Raw genomic sequence first — 21,679 nt, 5'->3', positions numbered from 1 at the left:
GAACGTCCCGCTGCGCGACGGCAGCGAGGAGTACCTGGACTCGGAGAAATACCAACTCCGCCCGCGTGACTGGGAGTCGGCCGAACGCGACGGCCACACCATCACCCCCCTGATCACCAAACTCAACTCGATCAGGCGGCGCCATCCGGCCCTCCAGCGGCTACGGAACCTCCGCTTCCACGGGACTGACAACGACATGGTCCTGGCGTACAGCAAGACCACGGGCCAGGACACGGTCCTCGTCGTGGTCAACCTCGACCCTCACCACACCCAGGAGGCCACGGTCTCGTTGGACATGCCGCAACTCGGCCTGGAGTGGCACGCATTCATGTCCGCACACGACGAACTGACGGGTGAGACCTATCACTGGGGCAGGAACAACTACGTGCGCCTGGACCCCGGGCAGGCCCCGGCACACGTGCTCCACATCCAGCGTTCGTCCGCGTAGCCACCGATCGGAGGGTCAGAGCGTCATGACTGTCAACCAGCCCGTCCCGGACACCTTTGAGGACACTCCCGCGAAGGACCGGGACCCGGAGTGGTTCAAGCGTGCGGTCTTCTACGAGGTCCTCGTCCGGTCCTTTCAGGACAGCAACGGCGACGGCATCGGGGACCTCAAGGGCATCACCGCCAAGCTCGACTACCTCCAATGGCTGGGCGTGGACTGTCTGTGGCTGCCGCCCTTCTTCAAGTCACCGCTCAGGGACGGCGGTTACGACGTCTCCGACTACACCTCGGTGCTGCCGGAGTTCGGTGACCTGGCCGACTTCGTGGAGTTCGTCGACGCCGCCCACCAGCGCGGCATGCGCGTGATCATCGACTTCGTCATGAACCACACCAGCGACCAGCACCCGTGGTTCCAGGAGTCGCGCAAGGACCCCGACGGCCCCTACGGCGACTACTACGTCTGGGCCGACGACGACAAACAGTACCCCGACGCCCGGATCATCTTCGTCGACACCGAGGCCTCCAACTGGACCTTCGATCCCGTCCGGGGGCAGTACTTCTGGCACCGCTTCTTCTCCCACCAGCCGGACCTCAACTACGAGAACCCGGCGGTCCAGGAGGAGATCCTGGCCGCCCTCCGCTTCTGGCTGGACCTCGGCATCGACGGCTTCCGGCTCGACGCGGTGCCCTATCTGTACGCGGCCGAGGGAACCAACTGCGAGAACCTGCCCGCCACCCACGAGTTCCTCCGGCGCGTACGCCGCGAGATCGACGCGATGTATCCGGACACGGTATTGCTGGCCGAGGCCAACCAGTGGCCCGAGGACGTCGTCGACTACTTCGGCGACTACCAAAACGGCGGCGACGAATGCCACATGGCGTTCCACTTCCCGGTCATGCCGCGCATCTTCATGGCCGTACGACGGGAATCCCGCTACCCCGTCTCGGAAATCCTCGCCAAGACCCCCGCCATTCCCTCGAACTGCCAGTGGGGCATCTTCCTGCGCAACCACGACGAGCTGACCCTGGAAATGGTCACCGACGAGGAACGCGACTACATGTGGGCCGAATACGCCAAAGACCCGCGTATGCGCGCCAACATCGGGATCAGGCGGCGGCTCGCCCCGCTCCTGGACAACGACGAGAACCAGATCGAGCTCTTCACCGCCCTCCTGCTGTCGCTGCCCGGCTCGCCGATCCTCTACTACGGCGACGAGATCGGCATGGGCGACAACATCTGGCTCGGCGACCGCGACGCCGTACGCACGCCCATGCAGTGGACACCGGACCGCAATGCCGGCTTCTCGTCCTGTGACCCCGGGCGGCTGTTCCTGCCGACCATCATGGACCCCGTCTACGGCTACCAGGTCACCAACGTCGAGGCGTCCATGTCCGACCCGTCCTCGCTGCTGCACTGGACCCGCCGCATGATCGAGATCCGCAAGCAGAACCCGGCCTTCGGACTCGGCTCCTTCACGGAACTCCAGTCGTCGAACCCGGCGGTCCTGGCCTTCCTGCGCGAGTACGGCGACGACCTGGTCCTGTGCGTGAACAACTTCTCCCGGTTCGCGCAGCCGACCGAGCTCGATCTGCGCGCCTACGACGGACGCCACCCCGTCGAGCTCATCGGCGGGGTGCGCTTCCCCGCGATCGGTGAGCTGCCGTACCTGCTGACCCTTGCCGGCCACGGCTTCTACTGGTTCCGGCTCACCCGAGTCGCATCCCGCATCGGCCGCCGACCTTGAGCACGCCGACGAAAGGACGCGTGACCATGCAGAAGACCGCATCGCTGCGCCCCAGACGTACCGTCGCCTCCGGGCCCATGGCCTCGCTGGCCGGGCTGCTGCGCGAGTGGCTGCCGCGGCAGCGCTGGTTCGCGGGCAAGGACCGGCCGGTCACGGACCTCGGCCTGCTCTCCATGACCGAGCTGTTCCCGGGCTGTCTGCATCTGCTGGTCCACGCCGGTCAGTCGGGAGTGCCCGCACCGGGCGGCGCCTCCCCGTCCGGCGACTGCTACCAACTGCTGCTCGGCGTGCGCGAACACCTCTCACCGCGGCTGGGGCGGGCGTTGATCGGCAGGGCGACGGTCGGTCCGCTGGCCGGACTGACGGTGTACGACGCTCTCCAGGACCCCCGTTCGGCGCAGCTGCTGTTGGAGCGGCTGCGGCACCCGGGAGCGGCGGGCCCGCTGCGTTTCGAGGCCGACCCGTCGGTGCCGGTGCCCGCCGGGCTGGTGCCGCGGGTGCTGGAGGCCGAGCAGTCCAACTCCTCGCTGGTGTACGGCGACGAGTTCATCCTCAAGGTGTTCCGCCGCATCCAGCCGGGCGTCAATCCGGACCTGGAGGTGTCGGGCGCGCTGGCGCAGCAGGGCTGCGGCCGGGTGCCGGCTCCCGTGGCGTGGTTCCGTACGACGCATCCGCAGGAGGCGACGCTCGGCGTGCTGCAGCCGTTCCTGCGCAACGCCTCCGACGGCTGGACGCTGGCCCTGCAGGCGCTCGCCGCGGGCGACGACTTCACCGCGCAGGCGCACGAGCTGGGGCAGGCCACCGCGGAGGTGCACCTCGCGCTGGGCGCAGCCTTTCCGGCCGGGGCGCACGACGAGAGCGGGCGGACGGCGGCCGCGATGACCGAGCGTCTGGACGCCGCGGCGCACTGCGTGCCGGCGCTGCGCCCGTACGTGCCCGGGCTGCGCACCGCCTTCGGAGCGCTCGTCGCCTGCGATCCCGGGCCGCCCGCACAGCGCATCCACGGCGATCTGCACCTGGGGCAGGTGCTGCGGGCCGGCCGGGACTGGTTCGTCATCGACTTCGAGGGGGAGCCGTCCCGCCCGCTCGCCGAGCGGTGCAGCGCCCAGTCCCCGGTGCGGGACATCGCCGGCATGCTGCGCTCCTTCGACTACGCGGCCCGGCAGCGCCGCCCGTGGCGCCCCGAGTGGGCGCGCCGCTGCCGGGAGGCCTACTGCGCGGGCTATGCCGACCGTGCCGGCTGGGACCCGCGCAAGAAGCACGGGCTGCTGCGCGCCTATGAGACCGACCGAGCCGTGTACGAGGTGCTCTACGAGGCCCGGCACCGCCCCGACTGGCTCCCCGTACCGATGGCGGCGATCGAACGTCTCGCCGTAAGAGGAGGCTGAAGAGATGGCCCTGCGTGACACCTCGCTCCCCGTGCCGTCCGGCCGCCGAGGGACGGCGCCTCCCCTGGACCCCGGCGAACGCGAACGCCTGCTCACCGGCCGGCATCACGACCCGCACGCGCTGCTGGGCACCCATCCGGTGCCGGGCGGCATCGCCTTCCGGGCCCTGCGCCCGTATGCCAGAGCAGTGAGCGTCGTAGTCGACGGCAAGCGGCAGAAGCTGATCTCGGAGGGCGACGGTCTGTTCTCCGGCGTGCTGCCGCTCGACGCGATCCCCGCGTACACGCTGGTGGTGACGTACGCGGACGGCGAGCACGAGGCGGCCGACCCGTACCGCTTCCTGCCCGCCCTGGGTGAGCTCGACCTCCATCTGATCCGCGAGGGCCGGCACGAGCAGCTGTGGAAGGCGCTCGGCGCCGAGCCCATGATCCACGAGGGCGTGAGCGGCACCCGGTTCACCGTGTGGGCGCCGAACGCCCAAGGGGTGCGCGTCGCCGGGGAGTTCACCTGCTGGGACGGAACGGCGCTGCCGATGCGCTCCCTGGGCGCCTCCGGCGTGTGGGAGCTGTTCGTGCCCGGGATCGGGGAGGGCGCGCACTACAAGTTCGAGATCACGTCCCGGTACGGCGGCCGTTTCCTCAAGGCCGACCCGATGGCGCGGTACGCGGAGGTCCGGCCGGACACGGCGTCGATCGTGCACGCCTCGCACTACGAGTGGGGGGACGCCGAGTGGATGGCGCACCGGGGTGACGTCCCGGTGCACGAGGCGCCCTTCTCGGTCTACGAGGTCCATCTCCCGTCCTGGCGCCCCGGGCTGACGTACCGCGAACTCGCCGAGCAGCTGCCGCCGTACGTCAGCGGCCTCGGATTCACCCACGTCGAGTTCATGCCGGTCGCCCAGCACCCCTTCGACGGTTCCTGGGGCTATCAGATCACCGGCTTCTACGCGCCGACCTCGCGCCTCGGCACGCCCGACGACTTCAAGTACCTGGTCGACGCGCTGCACCAGGCCGGCATCGGCGTGATCATGGACTGGGTGCCGGCCCACTTCCCCAAGGACGACTGGGCGTTGGCGCGGTTCGACGGGGACCCGCTCTACGAGCCCGGAGACTCGCGGCGGGCCGAGCACCCGGACTGGGGGACGTACGAGTTCGACTTCGGGCGCACCGAGGTGCGCAACTTCCTTGTGGCGAACGCCGTCTACTGGTGCGAGGAGTTCCACATCGACGGCCTGCGCGTGGACGCGGTCGCCTCGATGCTCTACCTCGACTACTCGCGCGACTCGGGCCAGTGGTCGCCCAATGTGCACGGCGGGCGCGAGGACCTGGACGCGGTGGCGTTCCTGCAGGAGATGAACGCGACCGTGTACCGGCGGGCCCCGGGCGTGGTGACGATCGCCGAGGAGTCCACGGCCTGGGACGGGGTGACGCGCCCCACCGACAGCGGCGGCCTGGGGTTCGGCCTGAAGTGGAACATGGGCTGGATGCACGACTCCCTGGGCTACATCGAGCACGAGCCGGTGCACCGCAAGTACCACCACAACGAGATGACCTTCTCGATGGTGTACGCCTACAGCGAGAACTACGTCCTGCCGATCTCGCACGACGAAGTGGTGCACGGCAAGCAGGCGCTGGTGTCGAAGATGCCGGGCGACTGGTGGCAGCAGCGCGCCAACCACCGCGCCTACCTTGGCTTCATGTGGGCCCACCCGGGCAAGCAACTGCTCTTCATGGGGCAGGAGTTCGCCCAGGGGTCGGAGTGGGCCCAGGAACACGGCCCGGACTGGTGGGTGGTCGCCGACGGCTACGGCGCGGCGGCCGATCACCGCGGGGTCCGTGACCTGGTCCGCGACCTCAACACCGTCTACCGCCGCACGCCCGCCCTGTGGCAGCAGGACACGCGGCCGTCCGGTTTCCAGTGGGTGATGGGGGACGCCGCCGAGGACAACGTCTTCGCGTTCCTGCGCTTCGCCGCCGACGGCGCCCCGCTGCTCGCGGTCTCGAACCTTTCCCCCGTCGTAAGACACGACTACCGTCTTTGGGTCCCGGACGACATCCCCGTCTGGCGGGAGATCCTCAACACCGACGCCGCGTGCTACGGCGGCAGCGACGTCACCAACGCCGACGATCTCAAGCCGGAGGAGGAAAGGATCACACTCACCCTGCCGCCGCTCGCGACGGTCTGGCTGACCCCGTTGGCGTGACCGATCAATTGGGTACCCGGTGCTCGTCGAGCCGCAGCCCCGCCACAGAAAGGCGGCCTCACGTGCGCACCGTAGGAGTGGAGGAGGAACTCCTCCTGGTGGACCCGGACAGCGGGGAGCCGAAGGCGCTGTCCGCCGCGGTGCTGGCCCGTGCAGCGCAGGACGACACGTGCGGGGGCGTGTTCGAGAAAGAGCTGTACAACCAGATGCTGGAGTTCAACACGCATCCCCAGTCCGACATGGCGGACCTGAGCGCGGAGATCGTCCGCTGCCGGCGGGAGGCCGCCCGGCACGCCGGGACTCTCGGTTGCACGGTGGCCGCCCTCGCCACCTCGCCCCTGCCCGTCAGCCCGTCCGTCACCAGGGGCGACCGCTACCAGTGGATGGCGGAGCAGTACGGCATCGCCGAACAGCAGCAACTGGTGCTCGGCTGCCATGTCCATGTGGCCGTCGAGTCCGACGAGGAGGGCGTCGCGGTTCTCGACCGCATCCGGCCCTGGCTGTCGGTGCTGGCCGCGATCAGCGCCAACTCCCCCTTCTGGCAGGGCCGGGACACGCGCTACGACAGCTATCGCAGCCGGGTGTGGCAGCGCTGGCCGTCGGCCGGACCGACCGAGGTGTTCGGGTCGCCGGAGCGCTACCACCGGCGGGTGGCGGACATGGTCGCCAGCGGGGTGATCCTCGACGAGGCGATGGCGTACTTCGACGCCCGGCTGTCCCAGCGGTATCCGACGGTCGAGATCAGGGTCGCGGACGTGTGCCTGCACGCCGGCACGGCGGTGCTCGTCGCCACGCTGGCCCGGGGGCTCGTGGAGACCGCGGCGCGGGACTGGCGGGCGGGCCGTGCGCCCGTCGACCACAGCGTGAGCCTGCTGCGGCTGGCCGCGTGGCGGGCCGCACGCTCCGGGGTCGGCGACGAGCTGCTGCACCCGGCGACCATGCGCCGGCTGCCCGCCGAGACCGTGGTGCGGGCACTGCTGGAGCATGTCGGCGACGCACTCGCCGACAGCGGCGACCTGGAGCGTGCCGACGCCGGCTGCTCCCGGCTGCTCGACGGCGGCACCGGCGCCCGCATCCAGCGCGAACTGCTGGCGCGGAAGGGGAGTCTGCGGGAGGTCGTCACGGAGTGCGCGCGCCACACACAGGCGTGAATCGGCACGCCTCGGAGCATCAGGTTCACCTCGTGTCCCTCGAACGTTCCGAGATCATCACGGGATCGCACGTTCCGGTCACCATCCGCACCCACCTGGGCTAGATTCGAGCACCGTCGACAACGGAACTCGTCGGCAGGGTCACCCTCCGTACACTTCAGGAGCAGCGCATGCGCGACGTCGCCCTCGCTCCCCCCACCGTCTCGCCACTGACCGGCGGGCTGGCCGACAGCCTCTTCGACTTGGCGGCTGTCGATCCCACCCTTCCGCTGCTCGCACGCCGCTCCGACCCCTCCTCCACATGGGAGGAAGTCACCGCCGTGGAAGTGCGGGACGAGGTGGTGGAGCTGGCCAAGGGGCTGGTCGCGTCCGGCATTTCACCGGGCCACCGCGTGGCGATCATGGCGCGCACCCGTTACGAGTGGACGGTGCTCAGCTACGCGCTGTGGGCGGTGGGCGCCGAGATGGTGCCGATCTATCCGACGTCCTCGCGCGACCAGGTGGAGTGGATCCTGCGCGATGCCGGCTGCGTGGCCGTGGTGGTGGAGGACGAGCAGGCGGTGATGACGGTCGGCTCGGTGTGCGGATCCCTGCCCTTGCTGCGCCACGTCTGGCAGTTGGACGCGGGAGCCCTGGCCCAGCTGGCCGAGCGGGGCACGTTCATCCCGCTGGCCACCGTCGACTCGCTGCGCCGCATCGTGCTGCCGGACTCCACCGCGGCCATCACCTACACCTCCGGCACCACCGGCCGCGCGCTGGGCTGCGCCCTCAGCCACCGCAACCTGGCGAGCCCCTGCGACACGCTCCTCAAGGGCTGGGGCCACACCGTGATCCCGCCCGGCGAGCGCCAGGCGACCGTGCTGGCCTTCCTGCCCTTCTCCCATGTCTACGGCCTGCTGGTGCAGAGCCTGTGCATCCGCGGCGGCATGCTGATGGGCCATGAACCCGACATGACCGAGGAATCCCTCTCGGCGTCCCTGCGTTCCTTCCGCCCCACCTACCTCTGCGCGGTTCCCTCACTCCTGGAGAAGATCTACAAGAACTTCCTGCGCACCGCTCAGGAGGCGGGCCGGGGCGCCCTGTTCGAGCGGGCCGCGGACACGGCACGGGACTTCGCCGCGGCCCTCGAGCGGCAGCGGCTGGGCGGCGGATCGGGTCCCGGTTTCGATCTGCGGCTGCAACACGCCCTGTTCGAGCGGACGGTGTACCGCAAGCTGCGGGCCGCGCTCGGCGGCAGGGTGGTCCGGGCGACGTCCGGCGGCTCGCCCCTCAGCCGCGAACTCTCCCTCTTCTACGAGGGCATCGGCATCTACGTCAACGACGGGTACGGCCTCACGGAGGCCTCCGGCGGTGTCACCGCGCAGCCGCTGGGGCGGGAGATGTCGGGAACCGTCGGGCAGGCGCTGCCGGGCAACGACATCATCCTGGCCGACGACGGCGAGATCCTGGTCCGCGGGCCCTCGGTGTTCCAGGGCTACATCAACGCCGAGGCGGCGACGCGGTCCGCCCTGCGCGGCGGCTGGCTGGCCACCGGTGATCTCGGACGGCTCGACTCGGAGGGCTATCTGACGATCACCGGCCGCAAGAAGGACATCATCGTCACCAGCAGCGGCAAGAACGTCGCCCCGGCGGCCCTGGAGCAGCGCCTGAGGATGCATCCGCTGATCCACCAGGCGGTCGTCGTCGGCGACAACCGCCCCTGTGTCGGGGCGCTGATCACCCTGGACCCGAAGTTCCTGGCGTACTGGCGCGGCTCACTGTCGCTGCAGAGCGACACGCCGAGCCGGGAGGCCCGCGAGGAGAACGCGCTGCGGGAGGAGATCGGGCGGGCCGTCGCCGCGGCCAACAGCGCGGTGTCGCGCACGGAGTCGATCCGCGTCTTCCGGGTGCTGTCGGAGCAGTTCGACATGTCCAACGGGCTCATGACGCCGTCCATGAAGCTGCGCAGGGACGCGATCGTGAAGCACTACGCCTTCGAGATCGACGCCATGTACCAGGCGCGCTCGCGCGCTCCGCGGCAGCAGGTGCCGGACGAGCTGTCGAGCTGGGACGAGGCGGACAACGTCTTCCGCTGAACACCTCTGACCGCATCCGTGAAACATGTGATCCAAAACGTTCACTCCCGCCCGGTGCGTTTCCGGACGCGGGCGGGCATGGTTGTGCTCGACGCGTTCGTCTGCCTGCCGCGTCCGGCTGGCGCAACGGCCGGCACAACGGTGGGATCGATGTGGTGGGAGCAGAGATCCAGGGCAGGCGAAGGACGTTGGACACAGGCCGCCTGGAGCCGCAGAAAGGGATGAACACCGTGACACGACCCAGGATCCTGGTGGTGGGCGCAGGTTTCGCCGGCGTGGAGTGTGTGCGCCGACTGGAGCGGAAACTCGCGCCGGACGAGGCGGACGTCACCCTGGTGACGCCGTTCGCCTACCAGCTCTACCTGCCGCTGCTGCCCCAGGTCGCCTCCGGCGTGCTGACGCCCCAGTCGATCGCAGTGTCGCTGCGCCGCAGCAAGAAGTACCGCACCCGGATCATTCCGGGCGGAGCCATCGGCGTCGACCTGAAGGCCAAGGTCTGCGTCATCCGCACCATCACCGACCAGATCGTCAACGAGCCGTACGACTACATCGTGCTGGCCACCGGCAGCATCACCCGCACCTTCGACATCCCGGGTCTGACCGAGCACGCCTTCGGTATGAAGACCCTCGCCGAGGCCGCGTACATCCGCGATCACGTCATCTCCCAGCTCGACCTGGCCGACGCCAGCGACGACCCGGCGGAGCGGGCCTCGCGGCTGCAGTTCGTGGTGGTCGGCGGCGGCTACGCCGGCACCGAGACCGCCGCCTGTCTGCAGAAGCTCACGCACGCCGCCGTCAAGCGCTACCCGCGCATCGACCCGGCGCTGATCAAGTGGCATCTGATCGACATCGCCCCGAAGCTGATGCCCGAACTGGGCGACAAACTCGGCCGCAGCGCCCAGGAGATCCTCAAGCGGCGCGGCATCGACGTCTCGCTGGGCGTCTCCATCGCCAAGGCGGGCCCCGAGGAGGTCACCTTCACCGACGGCCGGGTGGTCCCCACCCGCACTCTGATCTGGACCGCCGGCGTCGTCGCGAGCCCGCTCATCGCCACGCTCGGCGCGGAGACGGTGCGGGGCCGGCTCGCGGTCAACGCCGAGATGAACCTGCCGGGCCACGACGGCGTGTTCGCGCTCGGCGACTCGGCCGCGGTGCCGGACAAGGCCAAGGACGATGAGGCGGCGATCTGCCCGCCGACCGCGCAGCACGCCATGCGGCAGGGCAAGCACGTCGCCGACAACGTCATCGCGACCCTGCGCAACAAGCCCCTGACGCCGTACGTCCACAAGGACCTCGGCCTGGTGGTCGACCTCGGCGGGACGGACGCCGTGTCCAAGCCGCTCGGCATCGAACTGCGCGGCCTGCCCGCCCAGTTCGCCGCCCGTGGCTACCACTGGATGGCGCTGCGCACCAACGTGGCCAAGGTCCGTGTGGCGACGAACTGGACGCTCAACGCGATCGCCGGCGACGACTTCGTGCGCACCGGCTTCCAGTCCCGCAAGGCCGCAAGGCTCAAGGACTTCGAGTTCACCGACGCCTACATGACGCCGGAAGAGGTGCGGGCGCACTGCGAGGCGAGGGATCTCAAGGAGTGAGGCGGGTGGCGGCGGTCCGGTCGCGCCGTGTCATGCTGAGATCCGGATCATGACGTGAAGCGGGAGTGAGTACGGCGGCGTGAGGGCAGCGGGTGGGTCGGTCCGGGCGCGGCTGCGCGATCTCGTCGCGGCCTCCGATCCCGGGCTGCTGCGCCTGACCGCGGGCCTCAGGACCGTGGGGGCCATCGCCCTCACGCTGGCCGTGCTCTCCCTGCTCGCGGACGACGTGCGCCTTCTGGTGGCGGGCGCCATCGCGGCGATGGTCTCCACCTTCGCCATCCGGGAGAAGCAGCGGACCCAGCAGGCCGTCACGCTCGCGCTCGGTCTTCCGGTGGCGCTGGCCTCCGTGTCGCTGGGCGCGCTGCTGCACTCCCGGGTGGTGGGCGGCGACCTCTTCTTCGTCGCCCTGATCTTCTGCGCGGTCTACGCCCGCCGCTTCGGCGACCGCGGCACGGCGCTCGGGCTGATCGGCTTCCAGGTCTACTTCCTGTCCCTGTTCGTCGGCGCCACCGTCTCCGCCCTGCCGCAGCTGTACGGGGTCATCGCGGTCGCGTTCGCGTCCAGCGCCGTGGTGCGTTTCGCCCTCGTGCCGGAGACTCCGGCGGGGATCCTCGACCGGCTGCGCGACGCCTTCCGCGCCCGGCTGGCCCAACTGGTGTCCGCGCAGCTGGAACTGCTCGACGCCGGCCCGGACGAGATCGACAAGGCCCTGCAGGCGACGCGCGACGGCACCGCGCGTCTGAACGAGTCGGCCATGATGATCCAGGGCCGTCTGGAGGAGGGCACCGCCGACGAGGCCGTGGCCCGGCTGGTGCAGCGCCGCATCGCGGACGCCGAGATCGCCGCCGAGCGCCTCGGTCTGCTGATCCTGACCGCGCGCAGCGCCGAGCGGGCGGACACGCTGACCCTGCATCTGCCGGGTGCGCCCGTGCCGCCGGGCGGGCATCTGCCCGTACGGGACGAGGCGACCGTCACCCTGCGCCGCGATCTGGAGGCGCTGCGGCTGCTCGTGCTGCGGCCCGTCGCCGAGGACACCGGCACCGGACTCTCCCAGCTGCGCAACCGGCTCCTGGGCTACCGGGACGAGGAGAACCTGCCGAAGGCGTCGCCCGCCGTCCAGGACGTGTTCCGCGGCATCGGTGAGGCGGCCCGGGCGGTGCTCGGGCTGCGGATCGCGCTCGACGGGCCGCAGGACGACTCGGACGACACGCCGTCGACGGCCCGGTCGCGGGAGGAGTTGGACGCCGAGGACGCGGCGATCGACGCGGGCGAGGAGGTCGAGGAGGAGGCGACGGGGCTCAGCCGGGCCTCCACGCGTGCCGCCGTACAGGTCGCAGTCGGGTCGGCGCTGGCCATCGTCGGCGGCGAGTTCCTCTCCAGCCAGCGCTGGTACTGGGCGGTGCTGACCTGCTGGATCGTGTTCATCAACACCGCCTCCACGGGCGAGATCCTGGTCAAGGGCTACCGGCGGCTGCTGGGCACGGTGCTCGGTGTCGTGGCCGGTCTGCTGCTGGCGGGCCTGGTCGGGCACCACACCTGGACGGCGTTCGCATTCGTGCTGCTGTGCGTGTTCGCGATGTTCTACACCGCACCGCTGTCGTACACGCTGATGTCCTTCTTCGTCACCGCCGCCCTGGGCGTGCTGTACACCCTGCTGCACACCTACAGCCTGTCCGTGCTGGTGCTGCGGGTGGAGGAGACGGCGCTCGGCGCGGCCTGCGGTGTGATCGCGGCGGCGCTCGTGCTGCCGGTGCACACGGACCGCCGTACGAACGACCTCCTCGTCACCGTGCTGGAGCGGCTCGGGGATGTCACCGAGGCCGCCGTGGAGCAGCTCAGCGGCGGGGACCCGGCCGAACTGCTCGACAAGGCACGCGAGTTGGACCAGGCGCTGGCCGATCTTCGGGCCGCCACGCAGCCGCTCACCCATCCGGTGACCCCGTTGCGGACCCGGCGCAACACCGCCCGCTACGTGGTCGCGCTCCTGGAGACGTGCGCGTACCACGCCCGCTCGCTGGCCGCCATGGCCGAGCTGCTGCCCACGCATCCCTCGATCGCGGCGGATCCCCGGCTGCGGCGGGCCGGGCAGCGGATCCTGCGCAACATCTCGGCGATCGGCGCGCGCGTCGCCGACGGGCGGGCCGCCGCCGAGGTCGAGACAGGGGCGAGCATCGCGGCCCTCCTGGAGACCGAGGTGCCGGGCAGCTCCCGCTACGGGCGCATCACCGACCGGGTGCTCAGGCATCTGCAGCGCCTGGACGAGGCCGTGGTGGGCCTGGCCCGGCCGCTGAAGGTACCGGTGGCGGCGCCGAAGCGGTGACCGTGCTCAGAAGTCGGTGGGCAGGTCGCTGGCCTCGGCGATGCCGCGCAGTTCCTCGTTCTGACGGTGGCGTTCCAGCAGGTAGTCGGCGATCTCGCCCAGCCGTGCCGGGTCGGCGGCGGTGTCCGCGTCGGTGATCACTCTGACCGGGCCGGTCTCCTCGAGGTCGATCTCGACGACCTCGTTGTCCAGCCGGCCGGTGACGGCGGCGGCGATGACCAGGGCGGCCTCGTCGCGAACCTCCTGGGACAGGCCTTCCGTACGGTCGCCGTCGAGTGCGAAGTCCAGCGCGGGCAGTCGCTGCTCCTCGAGCGCCCGCAGGACCGGTTCGACCACGCCGAGCAGCTGCCGGTAGTCCTCCGTGTCCATCCGGGTGCGCAGGATTCCGAGGTAGAGGTCGACGGGCCTGTGTTCCGGGGGAAACTCGGATTCGCTCATCCGGTCCGTGTTCCCCGCGATCCGCTTCTCAGACCCGGCGCCAGCGGGCCAGGGCGAACGAGAACATCCCGAACAGCACCAGACCGGCCGCGACGCAGACGAGCAGCCACGGCCCGAGCGGAGTGTGCGCGAACGAGCGCAGGGTGTCGTCCAGTCCCTTGGCCTTCTCGGGCCGGTAGTCGACCGCGGCACGCACGGCGAAGGTGCCCGCGGCGGCGAACACCAGGCCGCGCGCCGCGCCGCCCGCCACCCCGGTCACGTCCGTCAGCCGCCGGGCCCACGGGGCCATCTCGCCGAGCTTGACCTTGTCGCGGTGGTCGCGGCGCAGGGCCCGGGCGCCGATCCACACGCCCGCCACCACGACACCGGCCCCGGCCGCGCCCACGAGCCACTGCCCGGCGGTCAGGTCCAGGACCCGGGCCGTGACGTCGCGGGACTGCTCGTCGCTGGACCCGCCGCTGCCGTCGTGCGGTCCGGCCGCGAACGTGAACACCGAGTAGGCGACGACGACGTAGAAGACACAGCGGGCGGCCGCGAGCAGCCGCTTTCCGGCGCTGCGGCCGTCCGGCCCGACCGAACCGAAGATCACCTCCGACAGCCGCCACACCGCCATGCCCGCGAGGCCGAGGCCGAGCGCCCACAGCAGGACGGCGCCGAACGGCTGTTTCGCGAGCTCGGCGAGGGCGCCTCCGCGGTCCGCCTGCCGGTCGGCGTCGCCGAAGGCGATCTGCAGGGCCAGGACGCCGACCAGCAGGTAGATGACACCGCGTGCGGCGAGACCGGCCCGGGCGGCGCTCTCGGTCACCGAGCCGCGCGCCACCCGCTCGGCATCGAGCCGGCCGGTGCGCGCCACGGCACCGGAGTTCATGCGGACCTCCCTGGGTGCGTTCATGACCTGCGCATCCGCGTGCCCCGCATGCCGCGGCCGAGGGCGTGCAGATGCTCCAGGGCGTCCAGGACCACCGTGCGGTCGTGCCAGGCGAGCCACCTGCCGCCGTCGGCACCCACCACGTCGAGGGCCTTCATCTGGATCCTGGTCAGCCCGCCGAGGGTCCCTTCGAGATGGGCGGAGACGATGCCCACGCACAGGCCCGCAGTGGTCGTGAGTGGGACGCTGTGACAGGACCTGCTGCCGGCCGCGAGGATCGCCGCCCGGGCGGGCTCGGTGAAGACCGGGTCGGTCTCCACATCGTGGACGGTGACCTGGGTGCCCTCCCGGGCCGCCTGCGCGCAGGCCGTGCCGTCCTCGCCGACGAAGCCGAAGAAGTCGACGAAGTCGGCGGTGAGGCCGGTGTGCTTCTCTATGAGCAGACCGGGCTTGACCCGGTCTGCCACCTGGACGTTGCCCATGCCGGTGCCGACCACGGCGAGGGTCTGGCTCAGTACGGCGCCCAGGACGGCACCGCGGTTGCCGGGGTCGGGCCGGTGGTCGGGGTCGAAGTGCAGGGCGGGCGCCTGCTGGCGCAGGCGCCGCGGGAACCACAGCTTTTCCCGCGGGTCCGGGCGCGGGACGGTGGCCACGACGCCCGCGAGCGTCCGCAGCTTGACGTTGTACCGCTGCGAGGCCCGCTGCAGGAGTGCGAACGCGCTGTCCCCGTCGGGCAGCCCGTACCGCTCCTGCAGGATGCCCTGGGCCTGGGAGATCAGCGGGTGGGCGCGGGCCCGTGCGCGCAGGTCGCGCAACTCCGCCCGCAGCCTTGCCAGTTCGTCACGCTCCGGCGTCTGGTCGTCCGCCGCTGCGTGCCCGGCGTCTGTCATGGAACTCCGATCTCATTTGTGTCCGGTCGGGAAAAGGGTGCGGTCGCGAGCAGCCGGTGGGCCGCTTCCAGGGCCCGCCGCACATCTCGCGTGCCGGTCGACACGCAGAGGGTGTAGGCCAGGTCCTGTGCCCGCGGGCTCGCCCAGCCCCGGCCCGTCTCGGCCTCTTCGGCCAGCTCGGCCTCGTACTCCTCGACGAGCCTGCGCAGAACGGCTGGATGGGGGATCAGCATCGCTCTCACTCCTCGTTCGCTCGGGGGCTCAGGCCGCGACCGCTCGCCGACGGCCGCTGCGCCGGCTGCCCTGGCCCATGGCCTCGGCGCGCACGCGGGCGCAGCTGCGGCTGATGAGGCGGGAGACGTGCATCTGGGAGATGCCGAGCTGGTCGGCGATCCGGCTCTGTGTCATGTCCTCGAAGAAGCGCATGTAGAGGATGGTGCGCTCGCGTTCGGGCAGACGGCGCAGGCCTTCCTTGGCGGACTCGCGGTCGATCACGACGTCGTACGAGGAGTCCGGCGCGCCGAGGACGTCCGCGAGGCTGTAGCTGTCGTCCTCGCCCGAGAGCTCGGCGTCCAGCGACAGGGTGCTGAAGCTTTCCAGGGCCTCCAGACCGCTGTTGACCTCTTCCTCGGTGAGGCCGGTGTGGGCGGCGATGTCGGCGACGGAGGGTTCGGGGCTGCCCGGGGTCTGGGTCAGCTCGCGGCGGGCCACACGCACCTTGTTGCGGAGTTCCTGGACCCGGCGGGGCACCCTCAGGGCCCACATGCGGTCCCGGAAGTGCCGCTTGACCTCGCCGGTGATGGTGGGCACGGCGTAGCTCTCGAACGCTCCCCGCTCGGGGTCGAACCGGTCGACGGCCTTGATCAGGCCCAGTGCCGCGACCTGGCGCAGGTCCTCCACGGCCTCGCCGCGGTCGCGGAACCGGCCGGCGATGCGGTGGGCCATGGGCAGCCAGGCGGCGACGAGTTCATCGCGGAGCGCGTCCCGCTCGGGGCCGTCGGCCAGGTCGGCGAGACGGGCGAACCGGGCCGCCGTGTCGGGGGCGTCGTCGTGCTTGCGTGCGGTGGAGGTGGTCGGGCGGTTCTCCGTGCCGGAACCGTTTGTCGACATGTCGATAAGCATGCGGAATCGCTCCTGAACAGTGGTTTCAGGGACTTACCGCGGGAAGGGTGCACCCGGACCGACTGGAGGGCCGGGCAGCCATACCGCTCCCGCTGACGCGCCTCCGGTCCGAAGCACGAAATTCCATCTGCCCTGCCGCTGCGGGAACAAACGCCGTCGCAGCCACGGAAGGCATTCAGTCGAGGGCGACCACGGCGGTGATGCACTTGCCGCCGGTGGGCAATTCGGACACGCGGACGTCGCGTGCCAGCCGACAGACGATGGGCCAGCCGTGCCCCCCGACCCGCTGTCGTCGCCGCAGGTCCGCGGGGTCCCGGGCGACGGGCAGCCGGTCACTGCGGTCGCTCACCGAGACGCGGACGCCCGCTGCGACCACCTCGACGCGGAAGTCGGTGACCCCGCCGCCGTGCAAAATCGCGTTGGTCGTCAGTTCCGAGGCGACGAGCAGGGCGTCGCCGAGCGCCTCCGGGTCGCAGTGCGTGTGGGTGGCACGGCAGCGTTCGGTGACCGCCCGCTCGACGGCCCTGCGCGCCTCCGCCGGTTTGCAGGATCGTGGCTGCCCGGACCGCTCCGCGCCGTGCCGCTCGAGGGCGGAATCGGTCCTGTGCTGCTCGCACATCACCTGGCTCCCTGATCGGTGAAGAAACCGGCTTCCCTGGTGGGGGGAGGGAAGCCGAACCCGGCCCGCCCGCGGCCGCCGCATCGGGGCAAACGCCTCGCGGACGCGGCTGTTCCCCCGCTCGTTCGCAGCGACTTACGCCCTCGCACTGCGCGAGCACCGCGGGCCTCTTTTCTTCGGCTCACCTGCAGAGGCGCTGCCAAACCTCCCTTCCGGATATGCGCGGCCGACCCATCGGGGCGCCCAACCTGGGTACGCGGGTGCCATGACCGATGTCGTGGATTCGGACGAGCTGCTGCGGCGCATCCAGCGTGCGCGGGCCTGCGCGCAGCAGGAGAAACGGGAGTGGCGGGCGCGGGGCGAGGGCCTGCGGGCGAGTGATCCGGAGGCGGCGCGCGAGGCCGCCGTACGGACGCTGGCCTACGACGCCGTCCTCAGGGTGCTCGACGAGATCCTCACCCCGGGCCGGGGCACCGAACAGGGCTGACCGGCTGATTGACGGCACCCGATGCCGGGAACCCGGGTGCGCATGGCAGCCGATCACAGCCGAGCACCCGTTCTCGAAGCCCTGGTCGAATACCGCCGCCACGGGCGGCTGGGGTTCACCCCACCGGGGCACAAACAGGCCCGGGGCGCCGACCCGGCCGTACGGGAAGTGCTGGGTGATGCCGTCTTCCTCGGGGATGTGCTGGCGTCCGGCGGGCTGGACGACCGGCTCACCCGGGGGCGGGTACTGGATCGCGCCGAGGAGCTGATGGCCGATGCCGTGCATGCCGAGCACACGTTTTTCACCACGTGCGGCAGTTCCCTGTCCGTCAAGGCGGCGATGCTGTCGGTCGCGGGGCCGCACGAGAAGCTGCTGATCGGGCGGGACGCGCACAAGTCGGTCGTGTCTGGTCTGATCCTGTCCGGCATCGAACCCGTGTGGGTGGAGCCCCGGTGGGACGCCGAGCGGCGCCTTGCGCATCCGCCGTCCGCGGAGCAGTTCGAAAAGGCCTTCGAGGCCCATCCCGACGCCAAGGGCGCCCTGATCACCAGCCCGACACCGTACGGCGCCTGCGCCGAGCTGTCGGCGATCGCCGAGGTCTGCCACCGCCGCTCGATGCCGCTGATCGTGGACGAGGCGTGGGGAGCCCATCTGCCGTTCCACGACGATCTGCCGTCCTGGGCGATGGACGCGGGCGCCGACGTCTGCGTGACCAGCATCCACAAGATGGGCAGCGGCCTGGAACAGGGCTCCGTCTTCCATCAGCAGGGCGGTCTGGTCCCGCCGCAGCTGCTGAAGATGCGCGCGGACCTGCTCGGCACCACCAGCCCGTCCGTCCTGCTGTACGCCGGCCTTGACGGCTGGCGCCGGCAGATGGCCCTGCACGGACACGAACTCATGGGCACCGCGCTGGATCTCGCGGCCGAAGTCCGGGCGGCGATCGAGGAGATCGACGGCCTGCACGTCAACGACCGGGCCGACCTCTGCGGCGAGGGGCTCGCCGACGACCTCGATCCGCTGCCCGGTGTCATCGACGTCGAGGGCCTCGGGATCACGGGATTCCAGGCCGCCGACTGGCTGCGGGAGCACCGGCACCTGGACATGCATCTGACCGATCACCGCCGTATCGGCGCCCAGATCACCCATGCCGACGACCGGGAGACGACCGGTCAGCTGCTCACCGCGCTCAAGGCGCTCGCGCAGGCCGCGCCCGAACTTCCGCGCGCTCCGCGGGTGGATGTGCCGGAGCCGTCCGAACTCCGGCTCGCCCAGGCCCTGTTGCCACGGGACGCCTTCTTCGGCGCCACCGAGGACGTGCCCCTCGCCGAGGCCGCCGGCCGGGTCACGGCGGAGATGATCACGCCGTACCCGCCCGGCATCCCGGCCGTCCTCCCGGGTGAGCGGCTCACCGAACCCGTGCTTCGGTATCTGCGCACCGGGCTGGACGCGGGCATGAACCTGCCGGACCCCACGGATCGGAAGCTGGAGACGATCAGGGTCGTGGCCGCCAGTGAAGACCCCGCGAAGTGAAACCGGTCACGTGACCGGGTTCCGGGTACGCGAAACGCTCCCGGATGGTTTACGGTTCATCCATACGTGGTGACGGAGTGGACCGTACCGTCCTCCGACACCACCGCTTACGGCCCTGGCTGGTCTCCCCCGTCCAGCCAGGGCTTTTTCATGTTCTCCTCGCGTCTTCGGGATTATTGACCGGAACTGTCGTCCGCCGAGGTGCCCGGGGCGTCCGCAGCGGCTGAAATGGGCGTAGGGAAAGCACCGGAACCGATCGCCGGCAGGAGCCCCGCGTCATGACCAAAGCGATAAAACTGCTGACCGCCCTTCCGCCGCCCCAGCGCCAGAGCCTGATGACGCTCGCGCGGGAGGTCTCCTTCCCGGAGGACACCCGGATCTTCGAGGCGGGCGGCCGGGCCGACCGCTTCTGGGTCATCCGCTCGGGGGCCGTCTCCCTGAACCAGCGGGTCAACTCGCTGCAGCGGGTGACCGTGGCGAGCCTCGGTGCGGGCGATCTGCTGGGCTGGTCCTGGCTGTTCCCGCCGCACGAGTGGGACTTCGGTGCGGAGGCCTTCAGCCCCGTGCGCGCCTACGAGTTCGACGCGGCGGCGGTGTTGCGGCTGTGCGAGGAGGATCCGAAGCTCGGCCTCGCACTGGTGCGCAACGTCGCCGAGATCCTCGCGCACCGCCTGGAGATGACCCGCGGCAAACTCATGGAACAGCACACCAGCAGCCGGCGCAGCTCCCTGTAAGGCCTCAGATGCGGTAGCGGCGCAGGGCCGGTACGGCCGTGGCCAGGCCGAGCATCACGGCGACGACCAGGAGGCCGCCGCCTGCGGTCGCCGTGCGGGGGCCGAAGGCGGAGCCTGCGGTACCGTGCAGGACGTCGGCCAGGCGGGGGCCGCCCGCGACGACGACCGTGAAGACGCCCTGCATACGGCCGCGCATCTCGTCGGTGGCGGCGGACAGCAGGATCGCGCCGCGGAAGACCATGGAGACCATGTCGGCGAGCCCGGCCAGGGCCAGGAACGCCGCCGCGATCCACAGGTTGCCGCTCAGCCCGAAGCCGGTGATCGCGGCGCCCCAGGCCACGACCGCGCCGATGACCATCCAGCCGTGCCGGCGGGCCCGGGAGAAGGTGCCGGAGAACAGTCCGCCGAGCACGGCGCCGATGGGGATCGCCGCGAACAGCAGGCCCAGCGCGAGCCCTTCGCCGTAGGAGCCGTAGGTCTCTGCGGCGAGCTGGGGGAACAGCGCGCGGGGCATGCCGAAGACCATCGCGATGATGTCGGCGAGGAAGGACAGCAGCAGCACCTTGTGCATGGAGATGTAGCGGAAGCCCTCGGCGATCTCGCGCACTCCGGCGCGTCGCGCGGCCGCGCCGGCCAGGGGCGGCAGCGCGGGCAGCTGGTAGACCGCCCACACCGTCACGCAGAGGGCGAGCGCGTCGATCAGGTACAGCTCGGGCAGGCCGATGACCGGGATGAGGGCGCCGGCGAGCAGCGGTCCGACGACCTGGCCGGTCTGCATGACGGTGGAGCCGAGGGCGTTGGCGGCGGGCAGCTGTCCCTCGGGGACGAGGCGGGCGATGGAGGCGTTGCGGGCGGGGGCGTTCAGACCCCAGAACGCCTGCTGCATGGCGAGCAGCACCATCAGCGCGGCCACGGACTCCAGCCCGGTGAAGGCCTGCAGCCAGAACAGCAGCGAGGTGACGGCGATGCCGCTGTTGGTGATCAGCAGCAGCTTGCGGCGGTCCATGCTGTCGGCGATCGCGCCGCCCCACAGCGCGAACACCATCAGCGGCAGGAGACCGGCGAGGCTCGCGGCGCCGACCCAGGCGGAGGAGCCGGTGATGTCGTAGATCTGCTTGGGTACGGCGACCGCGGTGAGCTGGCTGCCGACGGCCGTGACGATGGTGGAGGACCACAGGCGGCGGTAGGCCGGGATGCGCAGGGGGCGGGTGTCCATGGCCCAGCGGCGCCAGCCGCGCCGGGGCGGTTCGACCGCCACCGGGTCCGGGGCCTCCGGTGTCTGCGGTTCGGTGCTGCTCTCGCTGGTGTCCACGGGCGTCCTGGTTGCTCGATACATCTTTCGGGGCCAGGGTTCACTATCCCAGCACCGTCCGGGAGTTCGGGACGCGCAGTCTCAGGTTGTGGAATCCGGACCGTGGACTTCATGGGCCCTTCACGCCCTGGCGACGAGCATCCCGCCGAGGCCGATCATCGTCGCGGCGACGAGACCGTCCAGGACCCGCCAGGCCGTCGGCTTCGCCAGAAAGCGGCCGAGCGCGCGGGCGCCGAAGCCGAGCGCCGCGAACCAGCACAGGCTGGCGGCCGCGGCGCCGAGGCCGAAGGTCCAGCGCAGCGGGCCGCGGTCGGCGGCGATCGAGCCGAGCAGGAACACGGTGTCCAGGTAGACGTGCGGGTTGAGCCAGGTCATCGCGAGGCAGGTGAGCACCGCCCGCCGACGCGATCCCGCCGCCTCCCCCTCCGCCCGCAGCGCGCCGCCCGGCTTCAGCACCCGGCGGGCGGCGAGGGCGCCGTAGCAGAGCAGGAAGGCACCGCCGATCCAGCCGACCGCGGTGAGTGCACCGGGATACGCCACCACCACGGCGCCGACGCCGCCGACACCCAGCGCGATGAGGGCGGCGTCGGACAGGGCGCAGATGCCGACGACGGCGAGGACCGCGTCGCGGCGGATCCCCTGGCGCAGGACGAAGGCGTTCTGGGCGCCGATGGCGACGATGAGCGAGAGGCCGGTGCCGAATCCTGCGGCCGCGGCGGTCAGTGCGGTGGACATGGCATCGACGCTACGGAGAC

Annotated in this window: 19 protein-coding genes; 11 read left to right on the top strand and 8 right to left on the bottom strand. The window is 71.0% G+C overall.

Annotated elements, in window-relative coordinates; translation table 11 throughout:
• From ABZ880_RS15350 to ABZ880_RS15315, 8 genes are all read left to right on the top strand, one after another.
• On the top strand, nt 1-448 hold a 448-nt coding region (locus tag ABZ880_RS15350; protein WP_361261793.1), incomplete at its 5' end, for an alpha-glucosidase C-terminal domain-containing protein.
• A 25-nt stretch (nt 449-473) separates the two neighbouring features.
• A complete protein-coding gene (gene treS / locus ABZ880_RS15345; RefSeq protein ID WP_361261790.1) occupies nt 474-2,192 on the top strand; it encodes a maltose alpha-D-glucosyltransferase in 1,719 nt (572 codons plus the stop codon).
• A gap of 26 nt (nt 2,193-2,218) precedes the next feature.
• Complete coding sequence (locus ABZ880_RS15340; protein ID WP_361261787.1) at nt 2,219-3,580, top strand: maltokinase; 1,362 nt, start codon at nt 2,219-2,221, stop codon at nt 3,578-3,580.
• A 4-nt stretch (nt 3,581-3,584) separates the two neighbouring features.
• Nucleotides 3,585-5,783 carry a 1,4-alpha-glucan branching enzyme gene (gene glgB, locus ABZ880_RS15335; RefSeq protein WP_361261784.1) on the top strand — a complete coding sequence of 733 codons (2,199 nt, stop codon included), beginning with the start codon at nt 3,585-3,587 and terminating at the stop codon, nt 5,781-5,783.
• 62 nt (nt 5,784-5,845) lie between these two features.
• Nucleotides 5,846-6,934 (top strand): glutamate--cysteine ligase, encoded by a 1,089-nt coding sequence (locus tag ABZ880_RS15330; protein WP_361261781.1) that lies wholly within the window; start codon nt 5,846-5,848, stop codon nt 6,932-6,934.
• A 170-nt stretch (nt 6,935-7,104) separates the two neighbouring features.
• Nucleotides 7,105-9,009, top strand: coding sequence for an AMP-dependent synthetase/ligase (locus tag ABZ880_RS15325; protein WP_361261778.1), 1,905 nt, complete (start codon nt 7,105-7,107; stop codon nt 9,007-9,009).
• 221 nt (nt 9,010-9,230) lie between these two features.
• Nucleotides 9,231-10,604 (top strand): NAD(P)/FAD-dependent oxidoreductase, encoded by a 1,374-nt coding sequence (locus ABZ880_RS15320; RefSeq protein WP_361261775.1) that lies wholly within the window; start codon nt 9,231-9,233, stop codon nt 10,602-10,604.
• Nucleotides 10,605-10,683: 79 nt separating this feature from the next.
• Nucleotides 10,684-12,924: an FUSC family protein gene (locus ABZ880_RS15315; protein ID WP_361261772.1), complete on the top strand. Its 2,241-nt coding sequence runs from the start codon at nt 10,684-10,686 to the stop codon at nt 12,922-12,924.
• A gap of 6 nt (nt 12,925-12,930) precedes the next feature.
• Here ABZ880_RS15315 and ABZ880_RS15310 read toward each other — a convergent pair whose 3' ends face one another.
• The 6 genes from ABZ880_RS15310 to ABZ880_RS15285 form a co-directional block, all read right to left on the bottom strand.
• On the bottom strand, nt 12,931-13,362 hold the full coding sequence (locus ABZ880_RS15310; RefSeq protein WP_361261769.1) for a hypothetical protein: 432 nt from the start codon (nt 13,360-13,362) through the stop codon (nt 12,931-12,933).
• Nucleotides 13,363-13,390: 28 nt separating this feature from the next.
• Nucleotides 13,391-14,230: a DUF1206 domain-containing protein gene (locus ABZ880_RS15305; protein WP_361261854.1), complete on the bottom strand. Its 840-nt coding sequence runs from the start codon at nt 14,228-14,230 to the stop codon at nt 13,391-13,393.
• A gap of 20 nt (nt 14,231-14,250) precedes the next feature.
• Nucleotides 14,251-15,120 (bottom strand): ANTAR domain-containing protein, encoded by an 870-nt coding sequence (locus ABZ880_RS15300; protein ID WP_361261765.1) that lies wholly within the window; start codon nt 15,118-15,120, stop codon nt 14,251-14,253.
• Entirely contained in the window at nt 15,117-15,353 is a 237-nt protein-coding gene (locus tag ABZ880_RS15295) for a DUF5133 domain-containing protein (RefSeq protein WP_361261762.1), read from the bottom strand. The genes ABZ880_RS15300 and ABZ880_RS15295 overlap by 4 nt, the downstream gene beginning before the upstream one ends.
• A 28-nt stretch (nt 15,354-15,381) precedes the next feature.
• A complete protein-coding gene (locus tag ABZ880_RS15290; RefSeq protein ID WP_361261759.1) occupies nt 15,382-16,230 on the bottom strand; it encodes a SigB/SigF/SigG family RNA polymerase sigma factor in 849 nt (282 codons plus the stop codon).
• A 187-nt stretch (nt 16,231-16,417) separates the two neighbouring features.
• Entirely contained in the window at nt 16,418-16,861 is a 444-nt protein-coding gene (locus tag ABZ880_RS15285; RefSeq protein ID WP_361261756.1) for an ATP-binding protein, read from the bottom strand.
• 265 nt (nt 16,862-17,126) lie between these two features.
• Here ABZ880_RS15285 and ABZ880_RS15280 point away from each other — a divergent pair, with 265 nt between their 5' ends.
• The 3 genes from ABZ880_RS15280 to ABZ880_RS15270 all read left to right on the top strand — a co-directional run bounded on the left by ABZ880_RS15280 (nt 17,127) and on the right by ABZ880_RS15270 (nt 19,612).
• Nucleotides 17,127-17,348 carry a hypothetical protein gene (locus ABZ880_RS15280; protein WP_361261753.1) on the top strand — a complete coding sequence of 74 codons (222 nt, stop codon included), beginning with the start codon at nt 17,127-17,129 and terminating at the stop codon, nt 17,346-17,348.
• Between the two features lie 42 nt (nt 17,349-17,390).
• Nucleotides 17,391-18,878, top strand: coding sequence for an aminotransferase class I/II-fold pyridoxal phosphate-dependent enzyme (locus tag ABZ880_RS15275; RefSeq protein ID WP_361261750.1), 1,488 nt, complete (start codon nt 17,391-17,393; stop codon nt 18,876-18,878).
• Nucleotides 18,879-19,156: 278 nt separating this feature from the next.
• Nucleotides 19,157-19,612: a cyclic nucleotide-binding domain-containing protein gene (locus tag ABZ880_RS15270; protein WP_361261747.1), complete on the top strand. Its 456-nt coding sequence runs from the start codon at nt 19,157-19,159 to the stop codon at nt 19,610-19,612.
• A 4-nt stretch (nt 19,613-19,616) separates the two neighbouring features.
• Here ABZ880_RS15270 and ABZ880_RS15265 read toward each other — a convergent pair whose 3' ends face one another.
• The gene (locus ABZ880_RS15265; RefSeq protein ID WP_361261744.1) at nt 19,617-20,948 is read right to left on the bottom strand and encodes an MFS transporter; all 1,332 of its coding nucleotides are present in this window, start codon (nt 20,946-20,948) and stop codon (nt 19,617-19,619) included.
• 96 nt (nt 20,949-21,044) lie between these two features.
• Nucleotides 21,045-21,659: a LysE/ArgO family amino acid transporter gene (locus ABZ880_RS15260; protein ID WP_361261742.1), complete on the bottom strand. Its 615-nt coding sequence runs from the start codon at nt 21,657-21,659 to the stop codon at nt 21,045-21,047.
• Nucleotides 21,660-21,679 lie beyond the last annotated feature (20 nt).

It is taken from the genome of Streptomyces sp. NPDC047043, from assembly GCF_040644055.1.
GTDB lineage: Bacteria > Actinomycetota > Actinomycetes > Streptomycetales > Streptomycetaceae > Streptomyces.
This window is presented reverse-complemented; position numbering and strand designations above follow the sequence as displayed.

Excerpts from the sequence above, each read along its gene's own strand:
- ABZ880_RS15320 (WP_361261775.1), top strand. The coding sequence starts at position 9,231 with ATGAACACCGTGACACGACCCAGGATCCTGGTGGTGGGCGCAGGTTTC.
- ABZ880_RS15260 (WP_361261742.1), bottom strand. The coding sequence starts at position 21,659 with ATGTCCACCGCACTGACCGCCGCGGCCGCAGGATTCGGCACCGGCCTC.
- ABZ880_RS15270 (WP_361261747.1), top strand. The coding sequence starts at position 19,157 with ATGACCAAAGCGATAAAACTGCTGACCGCCCTTCCGCCGCCCCAGCGC.
- ABZ880_RS15275 (WP_361261750.1), top strand. The coding sequence starts at position 17,391 with ATGGCAGCCGATCACAGCCGAGCACCCGTTCTCGAAGCCCTGGTCGAA.
- ABZ880_RS15305 (WP_361261854.1), bottom strand. The coding sequence starts at position 14,230 with ATGAACTCCGGTGCCGTGGCGCGCACCGGCCGGCTCGATGCCGAGCGG.
- ABZ880_RS15300 (WP_361261765.1), bottom strand. The coding sequence starts at position 15,120 with ATGACAGACGCCGGGCACGCAGCGGCGGACGACCAGACGCCGGAGCGT.
- treS (WP_361261790.1), top strand. The coding sequence starts at position 474 with ATGACTGTCAACCAGCCCGTCCCGGACACCTTTGAGGACACTCCCGCG.
- ABZ880_RS15285 (WP_361261756.1), bottom strand. The coding sequence starts at position 16,861 with ATGTGCGAGCAGCACAGGACCGATTCCGCCCTCGAGCGGCACGGCGCG.
- glgB (WP_361261784.1), top strand. The coding sequence starts at position 3,585 with ATGGCCCTGCGTGACACCTCGCTCCCCGTGCCGTCCGGCCGCCGAGGG.
- ABZ880_RS15310 (WP_361261769.1), bottom strand. The coding sequence starts at position 13,362 with ATGAGCGAATCCGAGTTTCCCCCGGAACACAGGCCCGTCGACCTCTAC.
- ABZ880_RS15295 (WP_361261762.1), bottom strand. The coding sequence starts at position 15,353 with ATGCTGATCCCCCATCCAGCCGTTCTGCGCAGGCTCGTCGAGGAGTAC.
- ABZ880_RS15340 (WP_361261787.1), top strand. The coding sequence starts at position 2,219 with ATGCAGAAGACCGCATCGCTGCGCCCCAGACGTACCGTCGCCTCCGGG.
- ABZ880_RS15325 (WP_361261778.1), top strand. The coding sequence starts at position 7,105 with ATGCGCGACGTCGCCCTCGCTCCCCCCACCGTCTCGCCACTGACCGGC.
- ABZ880_RS15290 (WP_361261759.1), bottom strand. The coding sequence starts at position 16,230 with ATGTCGACAAACGGTTCCGGCACGGAGAACCGCCCGACCACCTCCACC.
- ABZ880_RS15265 (WP_361261744.1), bottom strand. The coding sequence starts at position 20,948 with ATGTATCGAGCAACCAGGACGCCCGTGGACACCAGCGAGAGCAGCACC.
- ABZ880_RS15280 (WP_361261753.1), top strand. The coding sequence starts at position 17,127 with ATGACCGATGTCGTGGATTCGGACGAGCTGCTGCGGCGCATCCAGCGT.